This is a genomic window from Peribacillus folii, assembly GCF_030271255.1.
Lineage (GTDB): Bacteria > Bacillota > Bacilli > Bacillales > DSM-1321 > Peribacillus.
This window is the reverse complement of record NZ_JASJOM010000004.1, coordinates 248,967-267,588: the sequence shown is the minus strand read 5'-3', so window position 1 is coordinate 267,588 and position 18,622 is coordinate 248,967. Positions and strand designations below refer to the sequence as shown.

The 18,622-nt window shown below is 40.5% G+C and carries 16 protein-coding genes; 13 read left to right on the top strand and 3 right to left on the bottom strand.

Annotated elements, in window-relative coordinates; all coding sequences use genetic code 11:
- Positions 1-159 precede the first annotated feature (159 nt).
- The 11 genes from QNI08_RS08480 to menC all read left to right on the top strand — a co-directional run bounded on the left by QNI08_RS08480 (position 160) and on the right by menC (position 12,357).
- The gene (locus tag QNI08_RS08480; protein WP_285766982.1) at positions 160-1,182 is read left to right on the top strand and encodes a LacI family DNA-binding transcriptional regulator; all 1,023 of its coding nucleotides are present in this window, start codon (positions 160-162) and stop codon (positions 1,180-1,182) included.
- A 101-nt stretch (positions 1,183-1,283) separates the two neighbouring features.
- The gene (gene deoC / locus QNI08_RS08475) at positions 1,284-1,949 is read left to right on the top strand and encodes a deoxyribose-phosphate aldolase (protein WP_285766981.1); all 666 of its coding nucleotides are present in this window, start codon (positions 1,284-1,286) and stop codon (positions 1,947-1,949) included.
- A 37-nt stretch (positions 1,950-1,986) separates the two neighbouring features.
- Entirely contained in the window at positions 1,987-3,333 is a 1,347-nt protein-coding gene (gene fucP, locus QNI08_RS08470; RefSeq protein ID WP_285766980.1) for an L-fucose:H+ symporter permease, read from the top strand.
- A gap of 81 nt (positions 3,334-3,414) precedes the next feature.
- On the top strand, positions 3,415-4,428 hold the full coding sequence (locus tag QNI08_RS08465; RefSeq protein WP_285766979.1) for an aldose 1-epimerase family protein: 1,014 nt from the start codon (positions 3,415-3,417) through the stop codon (positions 4,426-4,428).
- A 13-nt stretch (positions 4,429-4,441) separates the two neighbouring features.
- Positions 4,442-5,362 (top strand): ribokinase, encoded by a 921-nt coding sequence (gene rbsK / locus QNI08_RS08460; RefSeq protein ID WP_285766978.1) that lies wholly within the window; start codon positions 4,442-4,444, stop codon positions 5,360-5,362.
- A gap of 198 nt (positions 5,363-5,560) precedes the next feature.
- Positions 5,561-6,133: a hypothetical protein gene (locus QNI08_RS08455; protein WP_285766977.1), complete on the top strand. Its 573-nt coding sequence runs from the start codon at positions 5,561-5,563 to the stop codon at positions 6,131-6,133.
- A 539-nt stretch (positions 6,134-6,672) separates the two neighbouring features.
- Positions 6,673-7,527: a MurR/RpiR family transcriptional regulator gene (locus QNI08_RS08450; protein ID WP_285766976.1), complete on the top strand. Its 855-nt coding sequence runs from the start codon at positions 6,673-6,675 to the stop codon at positions 7,525-7,527.
- Positions 7,528-7,569: 42 nt separating this feature from the next.
- Positions 7,570-8,715 (top strand): amidohydrolase, encoded by a 1,146-nt coding sequence (locus QNI08_RS08445; protein WP_285766975.1) that lies wholly within the window; start codon positions 7,570-7,572, stop codon positions 8,713-8,715.
- Between the two features lie 22 nt (positions 8,716-8,737).
- Positions 8,738-10,222: an amino acid permease gene (locus QNI08_RS08440; RefSeq protein ID WP_285766974.1), complete on the top strand. Its 1,485-nt coding sequence runs from the start codon at positions 8,738-8,740 to the stop codon at positions 10,220-10,222.
- 267 nt (positions 10,223-10,489) lie between these two features.
- On the top strand, positions 10,490-11,176 hold the full coding sequence (locus QNI08_RS08435; protein WP_285766973.1) for a GNAT family N-acetyltransferase: 687 nt from the start codon (positions 10,490-10,492) through the stop codon (positions 11,174-11,176).
- Positions 11,177-11,241: 65 nt separating this feature from the next.
- The gene (gene menC, locus QNI08_RS08430; protein ID WP_285766972.1) at positions 11,242-12,357 is read left to right on the top strand and encodes an o-succinylbenzoate synthase; all 1,116 of its coding nucleotides are present in this window, start codon (positions 11,242-11,244) and stop codon (positions 12,355-12,357) included.
- A gap of 192 nt (positions 12,358-12,549) precedes the next feature.
- Here menC and QNI08_RS08425 read toward each other — a convergent pair whose 3' ends face one another.
- Complete coding sequence (locus QNI08_RS08425) at positions 12,550-13,095, bottom strand: cupin domain-containing protein (RefSeq protein WP_285766971.1); 546 nt, start codon at positions 13,093-13,095, stop codon at positions 12,550-12,552.
- A 160-nt stretch (positions 13,096-13,255) separates the two neighbouring features.
- On the opposite strand from QNI08_RS08425, the gene QNI08_RS08420 reads away from it, so the two are divergent.
- The gene (locus tag QNI08_RS08420; RefSeq protein ID WP_285766970.1) at positions 13,256-14,611 is read left to right on the top strand and encodes a D-serine ammonia-lyase; all 1,356 of its coding nucleotides are present in this window, start codon (positions 13,256-13,258) and stop codon (positions 14,609-14,611) included.
- Positions 14,612-14,840: 229 nt separating this feature from the next.
- On the opposite strand, the gene QNI08_RS08415 is transcribed toward QNI08_RS08420, so the two are convergent.
- Entirely contained in the window at positions 14,841-15,794 is a 954-nt protein-coding gene (locus QNI08_RS08415; protein WP_285766969.1) for a DMT family transporter, read from the bottom strand.
- Positions 15,795-17,315: 1,521 nt separating this feature from the next.
- The gene (locus tag QNI08_RS08410; RefSeq protein ID WP_285766968.1) at positions 17,316-17,870 is read right to left on the bottom strand and encodes a helix-turn-helix domain-containing protein; all 555 of its coding nucleotides are present in this window, start codon (positions 17,868-17,870) and stop codon (positions 17,316-17,318) included.
- A 110-nt stretch (positions 17,871-17,980) separates the two neighbouring features.
- Between QNI08_RS08410 and QNI08_RS08405 the strand changes: the two genes are divergently transcribed.
- Positions 17,981-18,565, top strand: a complete 585-nt coding sequence (locus tag QNI08_RS08405) for a LysE family transporter (RefSeq protein WP_285766967.1) — start codon at positions 17,981-17,983, stop codon at positions 18,563-18,565.
- Positions 18,566-18,622 lie beyond the last annotated feature (57 nt).

Sequence of the window (18,622 nt, the reverse complement as noted above, 5' to 3'; positions counted from 1 at the left end):
CAAAAAGAACTTGCCATTACAAATTAAACCTGTTAATCTATTTTCAAGAATAATCTAAACGTTTACATTTTTATCTTTCGTAATAATAGCGTCAAATCTTATTATTTAGGACAATAATGCAAAAAAATCTAAACGTTTACATTTTGAGGTGTCGACAAAATGGAATCTAAACCAACTATTCAGGATGTTGCAAATCTAGCAAACGTATCCATTGCCACGGTATCCCGCGTCATCAATAACCAAGGGGGAGTTCGTAAAGTAACGGAGGAACGGATCCTCAAGGCAATCGAGGAGCTGGGGTATATCCGAAGTGCAGCAGCAAGGACCATGAAGTTGAAAGAAACGAATACGATCGGTGTCATTGTACCTGATATCAAGAATCCGTTCTTTCCGCAAGTTATGGCAGGAATTGAGCAAAAAGCTCGTGAAAAAGAGTACTTCACCATATTAAGCAGTACGAATGAGTCACCTAAGATTGAAGAAGAAATCGTGAAAAATTTCATTGAGCGAGGCGTCGATGGAGTGATCATCACAACGGCAAATGAAGAGGGCGATCACCTTAAGCTTCTTGAGGATCAGGGAATTCCCGTTGTAGCGGTCGATCGAAGCATCAAAAAACTGGAAGTGGATACGGTTCTTGTAGATAACAAAAAGGGGACCTATCAGGCGATCCAGCATTTGATCCTTCAGGGCCATGAAAAGATAGCGATCATATGCGGGCCATTGAATACGACCCCTGGGCTTGACCGGTACTTAGGCTATCAACAAGCCTTGGAAGATTACAAAATCGCATTGGATGAACGCTATGTCATTCAAGGTGATTTTGGGGAGCAAAGCGGTTATCGGTGTACAAAGAAGCTGTTTGAACTTGAAGAGAGGCCGACTGCCATTTTTTCTTCCAACAACATGATGACCATAGGATGCGTGAAGGCGCTGGAGGATTTAAACTGGAGGCTTGGCAGCGAGGTATCGTTCATTGGCTTTGATGATGTGGATATTGCAACATTTTTGAATCCGAAGCTAAGTGTCGTTGCAAGACCAATGAATTCCATAGGGGAGATAGCCTTCTTACTGTTGCATGAGCGGATCAGTTTAAAGGGGCATCTTCCAAAACGGGAGTATTTATTGACTCCTGAGCTTAAAATCAGGCAGTCCTGCCGGTTGGTTAATCCAGCATTATGATTATATGAAAAGGGCACTGGAAGATGGTATCTTCTAGTCGCCCGGCTTATTTTTATATATTGAAAGCGTTTTATTCGAACTGGGGAAGAGGAGAGTAAACAATGAATGTAGCAAAAATGATCGACCATACCTTATTGAAGGCGGAAGCGACAAAAGAACAGATTGTGACTCTTTGTGAAGAAGCAAGAAAATATGGCTTTGCTTCTGTATGTGTGAATCCTATATGGGTCAAATCGGCAGCAGAAGAACTTAACGGAAGTGATGTAAAGGTTTGCACGGTCATCGGTTTTCCGCTAGGTGGTACGACTACCGCGGTAAAAGCGATTGAAACAGAGAATGCCATTCAAAATGGCGCAGGAGAAGTGGATATGGTTTTAGCGATTGGATTATTGAAATCCGGTGAATATGCCGAGGTGGAAGCAGACATAAAGGCTGTAGTAAAAGCAGCCAACGCCAAAGCGCTTGTGAAGGTGATCATCGAAACCTCTTTGCTTACGGAGAAGGAAAAGGTGCGTGCCTGCGAACTTTCCCTTCGGGCCGGTGCTGACTTCGTGAAAACATCGACTGGGTTCTCGACTGGGGGAGCAACGGTAGAGGATGTCGCATTAATGCGCAAATCTGTAGGGGAAAAGGCGGGCATAAAGGCACCCGGTGGAATTCGTGACTTGAAGGATTTGATCGTGATGGCTGATGCGGGGGCAACCCGTATTGGGGCAAGCTCCGGTGTGGCGATCATGAACGGCGAAGCAATGGAAGGCGAATATTGATTTTGAAATCTATTGGACTAAAAGGGGATGTTAGTAAATGAAAAAACAAAAATTAATTCAGCTGCCAGATGGTTATTTGAATCATACACCTATTTTTCAGTTCATCCTGTTGTCTTTGCTTTTCCCGCTATGGGCGGTGGCCGCCAGTTTAAATGATATCCTGATCGCACAGTTCAAGCATGTATTCGAGCTGTCTGACTTTGCGAGTGCTCTAGTGCAGAGCGCATTTTATGGCGGATATTTTTTAATTGCCATACCAGCATCCATGGTGATCAAGAAAACGAATTATAAATTCGCCATCATCACCGGCTTGCTTTTCTATATAGTTGGATGCTCTTTGTTTTACCCAGCTTCGCATATGGCCACGTATACGATGTTTTTATTCGCCATCTTCTCCATCGCAATCGGCCTTGGCTTTCTTGAAACAGCTGCAAATACATATAGTTCGATGATTGGGCCGCGGAAGTATTCAATCCTGCGCTTGAATATCAGTCAAACTTTCTATCCTCTAGGTGCAATTTCAGGCATTTTATTGGGGAAATACCTTGTATTCCAAGAAGGAGCAAGCCTGGAGGCCAGAATGGCAGCCATGAGCCCGGAGGAGGCACAGGCATTTGGGCTGAAGATGCTGGAAAATACGTTGGAACCATACAGATATATGATTTTCGTCCTGATCGGTATGTTGATTTTGTTCCTGTTGACCAAGTTCCCTTCGTGTAAGCCGGAAATGAAGAGCAGCCATGCCTCGGGGAAATCGCCTGGAATCATGAAAGCGCTTAAATACCTAGGAGGAAACAAACGTTTCCGCAAAGGAGTTGCCGCGCAGTTTTTATACGTTGGGATGCAGGTAACAGTTTGGTCTTTTACGATTCGCCTTGCACTCGATTTAAATCCCGACATTAACGAGCGTACTGCTTCAACCTTCATGGTATATAGCTTCAGTGCTTTCTTTGCCGGTAAGTTCATTGCGAATTTCCTGATGGCCCGTTTTTCGCCTGCGAAGGTTTTGGTTTGCTACTCCATCATAGGTTCAGCGCTTCTTGCCTATGTGGCATTCGTACCGAATATGACCGCCGTGTACGCAGCCGTTGGTGTAAGCATGCTGTTTGGGCCATGCTGGGCGACGATTTATGCAGAAACGCTTGAAGTCATTCAAGATAAGAAATATACGGAAACGGCAGGAGCGATCCTCGTCATGGCCATTGTTGGGGGAGCCTTTATCCCAGCATTACAAGGGTTTGCATCTGATTTCTTCGGATCGATGCAACTGGCATTCCTAGTCTCGATGGCCTGCTTTATCTACGTTGGCTTCTACTTCTTCGGTGAAATGAAAACGCAAAAGGTTACAGTCGAACCTTCGAAAGAACCTGTAACAACCATATGATTCAATCATGAAACATCCTTACAGGGTAAATTACGAACAATGATGCCCTGTAAGGAGTGTATGGGGAAAGGGATGGAATGAATGAAGGGAATAATAGGACTGCGCCGGGATTATTTTAAAGAAACCCCTACGGAATTTTACGCGAATGAAGAATTCCGTGTTATTTTATTTCGTTATCCATCAGGCATTGAAGCGGTTGAGATAACCAATTCAAGAGGTAGGATGGTGGTTCTTCCATACATGGGCCAAATGATATGGGATTTGGAATTTGATGGTGTAGATCTTAAAATGAAGAGTATGTTCAATCAGCCAAAAAAAGCTGATAACGTCATAGATACATACGGATGTTTTGCATTCCATTCAGGACTGATCAGCAATGGCTGTCCGGGACCTGATGACACCCATGATATGCATGGGGAGATGCCCTGTGCCGAGATGGACAGTGCATGGCTGGAAATAACCGATACGTCCATGAAAATCTGCGGCCGGACCGAATATATAAAAGGTTTCGGCCATCATTACCTGGCTACCCCTAGTGTTGAAATGTTCGAAGCGAGTGGGTCGGTCCAAATGACCATGGCGGTAAAAAATCTATCCGGCAATGAGATGCCGCTCCAGTATATGTGTCATACAAACTATGCATATATGGAAAAGGCTGTCATGAAGCAGAATATCCCGAACAGCGCTTTCAAGCTAAGGGATTCGATCCCGAATCATGTGAAGCCGACCGAAAAGTGGCTGAATTACAATAGGCAATTACGAAACGGCGAGGAATCGCTCTGGGCATTAAACAATCCGGAAATGTATGAACCAGAAATCGTGTTTTTTGCGGACGAACTGAATCTTCATCAGGAAGTAGCGGAGTTCGAGATATCTTCACCTGACGGAACTACGTTTTTCACCAGTTTTTCGACAGCGGAATTGAACTACGCCACAAGGTGGTTATTGCATAATGCCAATCAGCATGTCGCTTCATTCGTGCTGCCTGCAACATGCCGTCCAGAAGGATTCAGCGCTGCGGAAAAAGCAGGAACGCTGCAGATGCTTCGCGCGGGGGAAGAAAGGACCTTCACGATTACAACCGGAAAGAAATAAGGAGGAAAAAGGAATGGACATAGCTGTAATTGGATCGAATATGGTGGATTTGATCTCCTACATTGATGACTTGCCGAAAGAAGGAGAAACGCTTGAGGCACCGGATTTTAAAATTGGCTGTGGAGGCAAAGGCGCGAACCAAGCAGTTGCAGCCGCCAAGATGGGCTCTAAAGTGATGATGGTAACGAAGGTCGGCGATGATCTTTTTGCTGATCATACGATTCAAAATCTTGAAAGGTATGGGATCGATACGGAATTCACCAGTAAAGTTTCCGGCACCTCAAGCGGTGTGGCACCGATTTTTGTTGATCGAGATTCAAAAAACCGCATCCTGATCATCAAGGGAGCAAACCAGCACTTGCTCCCGGCGGATGTCGACCGTACCGCCGATAAGCTTAACAAAGCCTCGCTGATCGTACTGCAGCTTGAGATTCCGCTTCAGACCATTTACCGAGCCATTGATTTTGGCTGTGAGCATAACATTCCTGTCATATTGAATCCAGCTCCTGCCTCAAAAGATCTTAATTTTGATTATGTATGCAAAAGCGAATTTTTTATCCCGAATGAAAGCGAATTGGAGATTTTAACCGGGATGCCTGTTGCGACGGAGGAACAAATTAAACAAGCGGCGTCCACTTTAATAAATAAGGGCTTAAAAAATGTAATCGTAACGATGGGGAGCCGCGGCGCCATGTGGATCACAAAGGAAAAAAACGAAACCGTTGAATCACAAAAAGTGACCGCAGTCGATACGACGGGAGCGGGGGATGCCTTCATAGGCTGCTTTGCCCATTTCCTAGTGAAGGATGGAGATGTACTTCAGGCGATGAAAAAGGCTGCAGCTTTCGCTGGATTAAGTGTCACAAAACGGGGGACCCAATCTTCTTATCCAACAGTCATGGAACTAGAAGCATTTTTAATGTCTCGAAAATAAGACAACAGGATCATACAAGCTGGACAGGTGGCAATTTTTTGCCGCCTGTCTTTTTTATATGACCGATCATGCGCACGAAGCAAAAAAGAATCTCTGATAATTGTACAAGCCATTTATAAGTATTTTCATATCATGTTACAAAAAGGCATTGCAAAATAACTATCATTAGGCACATATTCAAAAAGGAGACGTATAAAATTGTTGTTAAATAACACTGGAAAAGAAAAAGGCCAACAGACGAATAACGGCTCCATGCTGTTACGTGAAGAGATTCTAGCCATTGGCTCATGGTTATCAAGCATGGGAAAGCAGCATTTTTTTGAAACGACAGCACAAAGAATGGCTTCCGCCACAAACACGCTGAACCTTCCGTATGAAATGATAGGACATGGCTATAATCGAATCGTTTATGATCTGAATAATGGCTATGTATTAAAAATTGCCCTGTCCGAGATAGGAATGATGGCCAACGCCAATGAAGCATACATTCATACTAATTGCAGGGAGGAAGTCAGGAAGTATCTTTGTCCGGTTAGTGAATTTGCTTCCGGCTGGATCATCATGAAGAAAATGGACACAAACGTGCGGCATGCAGTCATCGATTATATGAAGCTTATCAAGCTCGAAATGATGTTTCTGAAATATGGCATGATTCCAATAGATTTGCGAATCGCAAATGTCGCTTTTTCCGAAGAAAATGAGATGGTTGTCATTGATTATGGCTTATTCACACTGGATCGTAAAAGCCCTGTGTTGCGCTGGTTCATTTGAAGGAATGTCATTATTGAAGCTCTTTCTTATCCGGATGTTTTCGAATGGGAACGGCCTACCATATTTTTTCGGGTAAAGGGGCACTGACCCACGATCGTGCTCGCTGGGACAGGGAAGGGAAAGTCGCCAGGGCGGCGTAAGACTGGAAACGATAGGCTGGAGAAGGGGGGTGTGTTTTACTCCTTTCCCTTCACGAAGCGATCCAATTTCAATTGATTAAGAGAGTATATATAAGGAGAATGATATCACGCGAATAAGGATGATATACGTCAGAAAAATGCATGAAAATAAGGACTTCAAACAAATCGGTAAAGTAGAAATCTTCGCTTTCACACTCAATCCGCGTTCTTTCATGATTACCCTATACATGCTAGGCCCCGCGTATTTTATTAGGGTTGTAGAAGATTGTTCTAAAAATTATTTAAATTATCGAAAAACGGTTACTTTTTTAGTGTAATTATGATAGTGTCATATTAAAGTATTTACTTCATCATTTTAAAAAAATGAAGTATTTGATTCACCGAAAGAGGAGAGATGTGATGGAACAGCTTTATTTTAAAGGATTAGTCAAAGAAAAATTTCCCCATTTGTCAGCAGGCCAAAAAAAAGTTGCCAACTACTTAATTGAAAATTTAGATGAAGCTGCCTTTAAAACGGCTTATCAAATAGGACGGAAAGCCGAGGTTAGTGAAACGACGGTTATTCGGTTTTCCTATTCATTAGGATTTGAAGGGTTTAGTAAAATGCAGGAAAGGATTCAAAAACAGCTTCTGCATCAAAACCAATTGGATATACCCAATGAGAGTGCCCTTTTCCCTGCAGAAAATCAGCACGATCCGTTTACCAAAGTGATAGAAAGCGAAATTCATATTTTAAGACATTTATTAGATCATATAAACGTTCAGGATATATGGAAAGCTGTCGATGTCCTGATTCAGGCTGATCAAATATTGATTGCAGGGCATCGGATTTCCCATGCTGCCGCTTATTGGTTCTCCCATACACTAAGTTCGTTAAGGGAAAATGTAAGTTTATGTTCACCAACAGGCGACTTCTATGAAAAGTTTTGTAATCTCACTGACAAGTCTGCGGTGGTTGTTTTTTCTTTTCCAAGGTATGCGAATGAAATAGTGAAAATTGCAGAGTGCGCAAAGGAAAATGGGGTTTGTTTAATCGTGGTTACGGACCGGCTCCTGTCACCTGTTGGCCGTATTTCTGATATTGCCCTGACAACAGAAGAACATGCAGAAACAGGCACCAATTCCATTTCATCCGTTATTAGCTTATTGGATTTGGTTATTGCAGGCATACATGAAAAAGATGCAAAAAGGATTCAAACCCATCAGCAAAAATTGGAGAGGCTATATTCAAATTATGAAGTATTTAATGAATGATATATACATCACGCTAACATTCATGTAATGGAGGTAATCATTATGAATCCGGTTCAATATATTGAGCAGCATCAAGAATCAGTAATAGAGTGTTACCTTGACCTTCACTCCTTGGCTGAGCCAAGCTGGCAGGAGAAACGAACGTCTGCTTATTTATTTCGATGTCTTAATGAAGCAGGCTTAACTGTGAAAACATTTCAAAACCATTATGGAATCATCGCTGAGATCCCAGGCCACTCACAAAAGGTTGTGGCACTAAGGGCTGATATGGATGCGCTTGTTCAGGAGGTGGATGGTGCGGTAAAGGCCAATCATTCATGTGGGCACGATGCACATAGCACAATGGTTTTACATTCAGCGCTGGCCATTGCCAATAGTGGAATCCAGCCTAAACACACTCTCCGATTTATCTTTCAGCCTGCTGAAGAAAAAGGGGAAGGCGCCCTTCAAATGATCAATGATGGCGCATTGGAGAATGTTACATATTTATTCGGGGTACATGTAAGACCAAATACGGAGGCTCCATATATGAAAGCTTCGCCAGTCATTGTCCATGGCTCGGCTGTCACAATTAGGGGAACGATCAAAGGCATTCAGGCCCATGCTTCCCGGCCGGAAGATGGAATCAATGCAATAGAGGCTGCAGCCTTGCTTGTCCAAAAAATGCAACAGCTAAACTTAGTAACCGAAAGTCCATACTCCATCAAGATGACACAAATTCAAACAAACAACAAAGCATCTAACGTCATACCGGAAACTGCTGTCTTTGCTATGGACGCCAGAGCTCAGTCAAATGATGTTATGAACGAATTGATTTCGTTGGCAAAGGAAGCTATTGACCAAACAATGGCGCAGACGGGTACGTCCATCTCCTGGTCTGCGGAAGAATTCGTCCCGGCAGCGACCACGCATGAAAAAGCCATAAATCATGCTGAAAACGCCATAGGGGATATCATTGGTACGGAAAATATCGTTCCAGTTTGCATTTCTCAAGGAGGAGAGGACTTTCATTTTTATACAACCCATTATCCTGACATAGCAGCAACAATGATAGGATTAGGCTGCGATCTAACTCCTGGTCTGCACCATCCGGATATGAAGTTTAACTTGAACGCACTTATTTATGGAACGAAAATTTTAATCAAGACAGTAATGCTGGCCACTGAAGAAGAGCGTTTCCCGCGATAAAAATATAATGAAGAGGTGTTTCATGAAAAATACCGCACTCGGATCACAAACAGATGTCCAAGCAACTCCTGATGGAAAACGACTGGAGCGCAAGCTCAAACCTAGGCATCTTTCCATGATTGCAATTGGTGGAACCATTGGAACGGGGCTATTTCTAGCGAGCGGTTCCATCATTCATACCGCGGGACCTGGAGGAGCCTTAGCAGCCTATATCATTGCCGGGGTCATGGTATTCTTTCTGATGTCAAGCTTAGCGGAAATGGCCGCTTTTATTCCGATTACAGGCTCATTTAGTACATATACATCAAGGTTTGTCGATCCGGCTCTGGGATTTGCGATCGGTTGGAATTATTGGTACAACAATGCAATCGTAGTCGCTCTGGAATTGGCAGCTTCCTCCCTGATCATGAAATTCTGGCTGCCTTCTGTCCCAGGCATCGTTTGGAGCGCAGCATTTCTTGCAATCATATTCGGCCTGAATATCTTATCGGTAAAAGGGTATGGGGAATCCGAATTCTGGTTCGCCATCATTAAGGTTTTGACGATAATCATTTTTATCGCAGTAGGATTATTAATGATTGCTGGAATCATGGGCGGTCATGCTCCGGGTTTTGAAAATTTCACCAAAGGCAATGCACCATTCAATGGCGGTTTCTTATCCATTATAAGTGTCTTTATGGTGGTTGGATTCGCTTTTCAAGGCACCGAATTAGTAGGTATTGCAGCCGGGGAGAGCGAAAACCCGAGAAAAAATATTCCCAAAGCTATTAAGCAAATTTTCTGGAGGCTCCTCTTGTTTTATGTATTGGCAATCATTGTGATTGGGTTTTTAATCAGCTATGATGATCCGCGTTTGTTAAGCTCGGATATTGAAGATATTGCAGTAAGTCCCTTCACTCTTGTTTTTCAAAACGCAGGGCTTGCCATCGCTGCCTCCGTTATGAATGTGGTCATTCTTACTTCAGTTCTTTCAGCTGGGAATTCCGCCATGTATGGAGCTTCTCGTGTCCTTTGGGTGCTGGCGAAAGAAGGAAAAGCCCCTTCGTTTCTAAAAAAAGTGAATGCAGGCGGCATTCCAGTCAACGCAGTGTATTTCTCTACCATCGTCGGAATGGCTGCTTTTTTAACCTCTCTTTTTGGTGATGGGACTATTTATACCTGGTTATTAAATGCTGCAGGGTTATCCGGTTTTATATCCTGGTTAGGAATTTCGATTACCCATTATCGTTTTCGGAAGGCTTTTATTGCACAAGGAAGAGATGTGAAAGATCTGCCTTATGTATCAAAATGGTATCCATTCGGTCCGATATTAGCCACAATTTTATGTGTTACGGCTATTCTTGGACAAAATTACTCGGCTTTTTTTGGATCTGAAATTGACTGGTATGGGATTCTAATTTCATATATCGGCCTTCCTTTGTTTCTTCTGGCTTTTCTAGGCTATAAAATCGTAAAGAAAACAAAAACCATTTCCTTGCAAGAAGCGGATTTCAGTAGTCAGGAATGATTTCGAAGTCCGGCATATTATCTTAAATGATGGGTTAAGTCCATAGTCCGACAAGTGAAAACTTTACCAGCATATAGTTGTGTGGGCAATTAACGTGCCTGGATCATACTTAGGAGGTAGACCATGACGAAAACAGCGGAAATTTCCATTCGCTCCCTTCATCGAATTGACGAACTTGAGAGCGTAAGAAAGCTGGAATCTGCCATATGGGGGGATGCTGATTCCATCCCCTCACACCAAACCATAACGGCAGTGAAAAACGGTGGTTTGGTTTTAGGAGCTTATTGCGAAAATCAGCTGATTGGGTTTCAATACAGCTTCCCTGGTTTCAATGGTAAATCAGTTTATCTTTGCTCACATATTTTGGGTATAGCTGAGCAATTTCGAAATAAAAAAATAGGGGAGAAGCTAAAAATAGCACAACGTGAAGAAGCGTTAAAGCTAGGTTATTCCCTAATTACATGGACATACGATCCGTTAGAAAGTATTAATGGGTATTTAAATATAGGCAAGCTGGGCGGGGCTTGTTCTACCTATATTCCAAACTGCTATGGTGAAATGGAGGATCTTTTAAATAGTGGAATCCCTTCTGACCGCTTTCTTGTTGAATGGCATATTGGCAAGAAGGAGATAAAGGACACTAAAGCACATGAAATGACGATGGACTTAATGATAAAGAACTCGCTGATTCAATGGGAAACCACAAAAAATGGGGTGCCTATACCTACAATCACCCTAACGATGCCAGCACATGAATGTAATTTTGCTTTTGTGGCCATCCCAAAAGAATTCAGAACTATAAGAGACACAAATATTCAAGCAGCCAATGAATGGCGAATGAAAACGAGAGAGCTGTTTACCGATTTATTTCAGCAAGGATGGCAGGTGATAGATTTCATGAAAAATCCCATGCCGGAAATTCCCGTCCATTTTTATGTGTTATCAAGGAAATGATTTAACGTGAGTTTTATAATGAAGTCTAATATTTTAACAATTTTATCAACAAAGGAGATTACCTGGTGAAAATTAAACAAGTTATTTTAAGGCATCTGAAACTTGATTTGCTTGAACCTTTTACTACTAGCTTTGGGACTGAATATGATAGAGATTTTATCCTTGTGGAAGCAAAAAGCGATGCTGGCATTTCCGGATGGGCAGAATCAGTTGCGATGGTTGATCCTCTTTATAATGAAGAAACATTAAAAACAAACTGGCATATGCTCAAGGATTATTTAATTCCAATCATCTTAAAAAACGAAATCCTGCATCCAGATGATATCTCTGAAAAATATTTCAAGCATATCCGCGGAAATTATATGGCAAAGGCTGCTATGGAGGGTGCAGTTTGGGATTTGTATGCGAAAAAGCAAAATGCTTCTCTTGCGAGTACGTTAGGTGGAACGAAAAAGAAAATTGAAGTGGGAGTGAGCATCGGAATAAAGGATTCGATCGATTCGACTTTGGATATGATTGAAGCTTGTCGCGTTGAAGGCTATAAACGGTTTAAACTTAAAATTAAACCCGGGTGGGATGTTGAATTAATAGAGAAAGTCCGAAATGTATATCCTGATATCCCTCTAATGGCAGATGCAAATTCAGCTTATACCTTACAAGATATAGACCGGTTATCAGCCTTGGATGATTTTAATTTAATGATGATTGAACAACCGCTTGCCTATAACGATATCATTGACCACGCAGAATTACAGTCAAGGTTAAAAACACCTATTTGCCTAGATGAAAGCATTCACTCATTGGAAGATGTTCGAAAAGCTATTAAATTAGGCAGTTGTCAAATTATCAATATTAAGATTGGCCGCGTAGGTGGCTTGACGGAAGCGAAGAAAATTCACGATTTATGTGTGAAACATGACATTCCACTATGGTGTGGGGGCATGCTGGAATCAGGTATAGGCAGGGCGCATAATATCGCTATCACCTCCCTGCCAAATTTTACTCTTCCTGGCGATACCGCCGCTTCCTCCCTTTATTGGGCAGAAGATATTATTGACCCTGAAGTAACAGTGGAAAAAGGAACGATCTTGGTTCCGGATTTGCCTGGAATTGGCTACAAACCAAGTTTGGAAAAAATCAATAAATATACCATACACAGTCAAACATTTAATATAAGTTAGAGTAGATGGCTTGAGGTTTGAAAAGATCTTCATGCAAGATTCACGCTCCGGTAAAAAAGCAACCATTTCGAAAAGAGTGATCGAAATGGTTGCTTATCGTGCAGATGTAAATGTCATGTTGATAAAAAGGTCTGATTAGTTCATCACTATGATCATTCACCATCGAGCCTGATTGTAAAAGATTGCTTTACATTAAAACGTAGGTGGGGTAACTGAAAATAGCACAATAGCATGTTGACTAAAATTGTTTTCCCATTTATGTTTCATATATGCTGGTATTTTCACACTATCGCCAGCTTCCAATATATGTTCCTCCTCATTCAAATGCACCTTAATTTTCCCTTTTAAAACAAAAGCAACTTCTTCCCCTTTATGATCCAAAAGCTTCTCAGAAGAAGCAGACTCCGGTGGAATATTCATGATGGCTGTCGCCAAAGTTCCAGTAAAATCAGGTGAAACTAGTTCATAGGATATGTTTTCAATGGTCATTTTCTTCCGATGATTAGACTTAACGACTAAATCGGCTGTGTTCGTTTCTTCAATGAAAAAACTAAAGGTAGGAACATCCAGATTTTTTGCTAAAACCTTTAGAGTCTGAATGGATGGATTTGCTAGCCCACGTTCAATTTGGCTTAACATTGAAGGTGTTATTTCTGATAACCTTGCTAATTCTCTGTTACTTAACCCTTTGGCTTTCCTGTATTTTTCAACCTTCTTACCGATATCTATATTTTCCATTATTTCACTCCTGTAACTACAATGAGTTAAATATAGTTTAATTAAATTAAACTGAATTTAACTTTTCGTCTATTTTGTGTTAAATTGTATTTAACATATGTTAAACACTATTTTATTTCATTTGAATATTTGTTACAAGTCGATTAGGAGGAACGAAGAAATGAATGAATTTGAATACAATGATATACAAAATTGGAAAGACCAGTATCCCTTACTGAATAAGCTTATTTTGATGGAGGAAGTATTTTGGCTCAATCCTAAACTCGAAAAATCTCAAACGGCGATTAAAAAACTCCCTTTTACGGAAGAGGCTGTAGATGATGCAGAGGAACGATTGAAACGCTTCGCTTCCTATATTGCGAGGGTTTTCCCGGAAACAAAAAAAATGAATGGAATCATTGAATCACCGTTAGTGGACATTTCTTCGATGAAAAAATCCTTAAATCAGAAGTATCAACAGCCCATATTAGGTGAATTATTGTTAAAGTGCGATAATCACCTTCCCATATCAGGTTCGATAAAAGCAAGAGGAGGAATATATGAAATTCTTAAACACGCAGAAACATTAGCGCTTCAACACAAATTGTTAACGCTTCAAGATGACTATTCAATCCTGGATAGTGATAGTTTTCGGAGATTCTTCTCAAACTATTCAATTGCCGTAGGCTCCACTGGTAATTTAGGGCTTAGTATAGGCATCATAAGTGCAAAGTTAGGTTTTAATGTGACTGTTCATATGTCAGCAGATGCAAAGCAATGGAAAAAAGAGTTACTTCGAAGTAAAAACGTTCAAGTTATAGAATATGAAGCCGATTATAGTAAAGCAGTAGAGGAAGGCAGAATACAAGCAGATAAAGATCCTGCCTGTTATTTTGTCGATGATGAAAATTCTGAGGACTTATTTTTAGGATATGCCGTAGCAGCATCTCGATTGAAAAAACAATTAGAAGCACTAGAAATAACCGTAGATGAAGATCATCCTTTGTTTGTTTACCTTCCATGTGGGGTAGGTGGCGGTCCCGGAGGCGTAGCTTTTGGTTTAAAACGATTATATCAAGACCATGTCCACTGTTTCTTTGCTGAGCCTACTCACTCTCCATGTATGTTACTTGGATTGATGACCGGACTTCATGATAAGATTTCTGTACAAGATGTTGGTATTGATAATGTAACGGACGCGGATGGACTTGCTGTGGGAAGACCATCTGGATTTGTAGGTAAAGTGATAGAGCCTTTATTAACTGGAAATTATACAGTAAGCGATGAACACTTGTATATGCTGTTAAAGGAATTAGTGGATACGGAAGGAATTTATTTGGAACCGTCTGCTCTGGCAGGTATGATTGGCCCTGCTAAATTATATAATGAGGGACTCGATTATTTAGAAAAGCATCATTTAACGGGAAAGATGAGCAAAAGTACTCATATTGTTTGGGGGACTGGTGGAAGTATGGTTCCGGAAGAAGTGATGAGGGAATATTATCAAAAAGGGTCGAAATTTACGTTGGAGAAGTAGGAATAGTAACCATTTAACACGGGGGAGTTGAACCCCGTGTGTTTTATTTGACTTAATTCAGAGATTACCATTGTGGAAGCTTTGGGAAGCTGACTAGAGTATCCGAAATAAATATAAAAAACTCCCAGGAAAGGCATCTGCTAGTCTACATACATTTCTAAGGAGGAGGCATCTCTGCCCCTTTAAGCAGAACTTACAGATTAACGACCTATATACCCTGTTATAGTATTCACTTCATGGACTTGTTTAGGTTACCGGAAACGAGAATGGAACCTAATAGGACGATAATCGCGCCTAGTATAAATTGTAAGCTAACAGGGGTACCTATCAATATAATTTCGGTTACAATTGCCCAAAAAACATACGTATTGTTAAGCGATTGAGATCTAGCTGCACCAATTAAGTTGATGGACATGTAGTATAAAGAATAATTAGCAGCTCCCAATAAACCTGCTATGACAATCAGCCAAACAGTCTTGGATGACATAGCTTCAAACACTAAAGGATACCCATGAAAGAAGGAAACGATGAATAGCCCATAACATAGTGCAGAGGTCATTTGCCTTATATTAATGGCATATAGGGGAACGACATCTTTTCCCTTCATTCCCCAAGCTCCGATCACCCCTTCCAGACCCCAAAATATGGCTGCTCCTAATGAAAACAATATACCAATGAAAAAGTGACCATCGCCGTTAAATTTTGATGGCATATAGGCTAATATAATCACTCCGATGATACTTAAAACAATGCCTAACCAGGTTCTTCCGTTCATTTTTTCCTTTAAAAAAGTGAAAGCGAGCACAGCACCTATACCAGGAAAGATAGCGGATATACTCGCCGCGTAAGTTACTCCTGCGTATTGAATCCCAAGAAAATAAAAGGTCATTGCCAAAGGTCCACCGGACAATGCACCTAAAATTAAAATTGCACCACTTTTTGTTTTAAACAACTTTAACACATTAATGAACTCACCCTTTATAATCATATATAAGGAAATCCATAAAGCAGAGAAAAAATCATGCATAAAAGCCGCTATAATCGGTGCAAGTACAATTGCCTGTGTAAAAGGTGTACTGGCAATTATGATACCAATGACCACTGTATCTATTCCCCAAGCAACAGCTGAAGCTGCCCCAAGACCAGTACCCATTCTAGCTTCATTTATTCTTTTTATATTCATTAGCAAAACCTCGTATTCAAAAATTTTTTCAACAGAAGCCCCCAAACCTAATTTTCATGTGCACTACAAAATCTTCAGGTATTTTCATACAGTATGTTTGTTAAGGTTCAGCTTTAGCAATCCACCTAACTATTTCCGGATAGACAGCGCATTTACGCTTTCCATTCCTTGTTCCTTGCCAGTGTCGGATATCCGCTGTTTATTGACTAGTAATGATAGTGATTACGCTTAAGTTTTTTCAATAAACAACATTGAAAACTTATAGGCTTCCGTTGGCCTGTACCTACGACCATAAATATCAGGCAGGGACGAAGATGTATAAATAGAATGAATGAAGGATATAAAATAGAGGTTAAATACCTCAAGCTGGATGTTATGGAAGCACGCCAAAATGAATTCATCTAGGAATGAGTAGTAAATATAGAGCTAAAAATATTTTAATGGAGGATGTTAAAGATAGTGGAACAACCAGTTCCAATTGTAGGAGAAAAAACGGAAAATGAAGCACGCTGGACTACTATATCTTACTGCCTTATAAAAGCCTGGCGTTTCAATTCTATGATAGGCATATCCAGTTTTACAATAGGCAAAAAATGATACCGTCCAGAGATATTGATGCAAAAATTCACCTTATTTACAGCCCAAATTAGCCGTATGATTAAATCAGAAAGTATGCAACACAAAACTTGATGGACAGTGCAGTAACAAACGCTATACTCTCAATAGCGAACTTTTCCACAGGAGAAGTCGTAGAGAGATAGGGGAGAAGAGGAGGATTATATGTGGTCAAATGCTTAAACTCTGTTAATAGCTTATTCTAAAGGGAGAGGAAATACATTACCTTGTCTTACCTGCTTAATCAAGAAGTGGCGTTTTAAAAATTTTCTGCATAAGTAAAAAATGGATTATGAAATTGAATTCTTATAATATTATAAGAATTAGATTTAGAATATCATAAGTTTGAACTTCAAATAATTGCATCTTTTCTGCTAACTGTTATTAACATATCCTTATACGGCTATAGCTCTAACTTATTCCACCAGCTAAGGACGTAATTCATCATTCACCCGACCTTATTGTTCTGTAACACCTTTTATTCAATAATCCTTACAGTTGGATCAAGGAATTATGCTATTCTAGCAAAATTAATTGTTTATTTCAACCTTTTACGTTTGTTTGTCGTGCCTTACCTAATGTGGGAGGTCATTTCACATGTGGTGAAACGATCAGTTTGCCAATGTGCAAAAGGATGTTTGCAGGAACCATCGAGGCACATGCTTTTGTTTACAAAGGATTTCGGCGATGGCAGGTAAAAAAAGAATGTAAAAGCCCTACAAGTCAGTTAAGCCCTCTTGATTTTGGCAGCGGCCGTGAAAACAAGGATGGCAATCATGCCTTGAGATGATTTGGGAAGGCTGGTGTCAAAAGATCGAATACAAACCAACTGGCCTGGAACAAATACCCTTCATCGTACATGTCCTTAGGTAATGGAAAACCCCCGTTCTCTTAAAACGGGGGTTTTTAATTTGGATAATATAAAATCATGCTTAATCGAGTTAGTGTTTTCCCCGTATTAAGGTAGGAATGGGGCTTGTCGGCCTTGAACCTGATGGAATCGCCATTTTTCAAAATGTATTGATCATCATTTAAGCGGACAGTCAGCTCCCCTTCAAAAATAGTCAGAAATTCTTCCGTTCCTTCCTGATGTGAATCGGCACGATGAAATCCACCAGCTTCAATCTCGATCGAATATACTTCGAAACGTTTATCAGCTTCGAAGGGAAAGAGGGGATAAACTAGATATTTACCGTTGTCTTCAGACAATGTTTGAATGTCACTTTTTAAAACAACCGTTGTTTCTGGTCTGGGATGATCAATTAGCGAAGAAAAGGAAATTTTTAAACCATTGGCAATTTTCCAGATCGTCGTTATGGTGGGACTCGATTCTCCTCTTTCAATTTGGCCGATCATTGTTTTACTTACACCAGTCAGCTCGGCAACCTTTTCAAGACTTAGCTTTTTACTTTCTCTTAAGGCTTTTAAGTTTTTTGCGAGTATAAGATTTATTTCCTCCATAAATGCACTCCTTTATATACAATATAACGACTGTATTGTACAATAAAAAGTAAGTCGTTATATCGTTCGCTTTAAACAGTATAACATACATCTGAAAGGGAGGCGCACCGATGCCATTATTAACATTTTTGCTTTATGTTTTTGTCACCAGTTTTACCCCAGGTCCCAACAACATCATGGCGATGTTATTCGCTAACAAATACGGATTTAAACGAACGTTGAAATTCTGTTTAGGTGTAGGAGCAGGTTTCTTCGTGATCATGTTATTGTCGAGTTATTTTAATTTACTGCTGAAAAATTTCATCCCCAAAATCGAATTTTTCATGACGATGCTTGCTGCCATCTATATGCTGTATCTCGCCATGAAAATAATCAAAAGCAAAAGCAAAAACGAGGATGACGAAGGAGATAAAAATAACCGTTTCCTGTCAGGCATGCTGCTGCAATTCATTAATCCAAAAGGTATCTTGTATGGCATAACGGCCGTCTCAACCTTTATCATTCCCTATCATTCATCAAATGCCAGTTTACTCTTTTTCTCCTTATTTCTAGCTTTTATCGGATTTTTGAGTACGATGAGCTGGAGTGTGTTTGGTTCGCTGTTTCAAAAGTTCCTCACGAAATACAGCAGTCAGTTCAATATCGTTATGGCCCTGTTGTTGGTTTACAGTGCAATATCGATTCTTGTAAAGTAAGTAATATCAGCCTAAAAATAGCAAGAAATACATCGAAAAAAAGCCTTTATTAAAAAT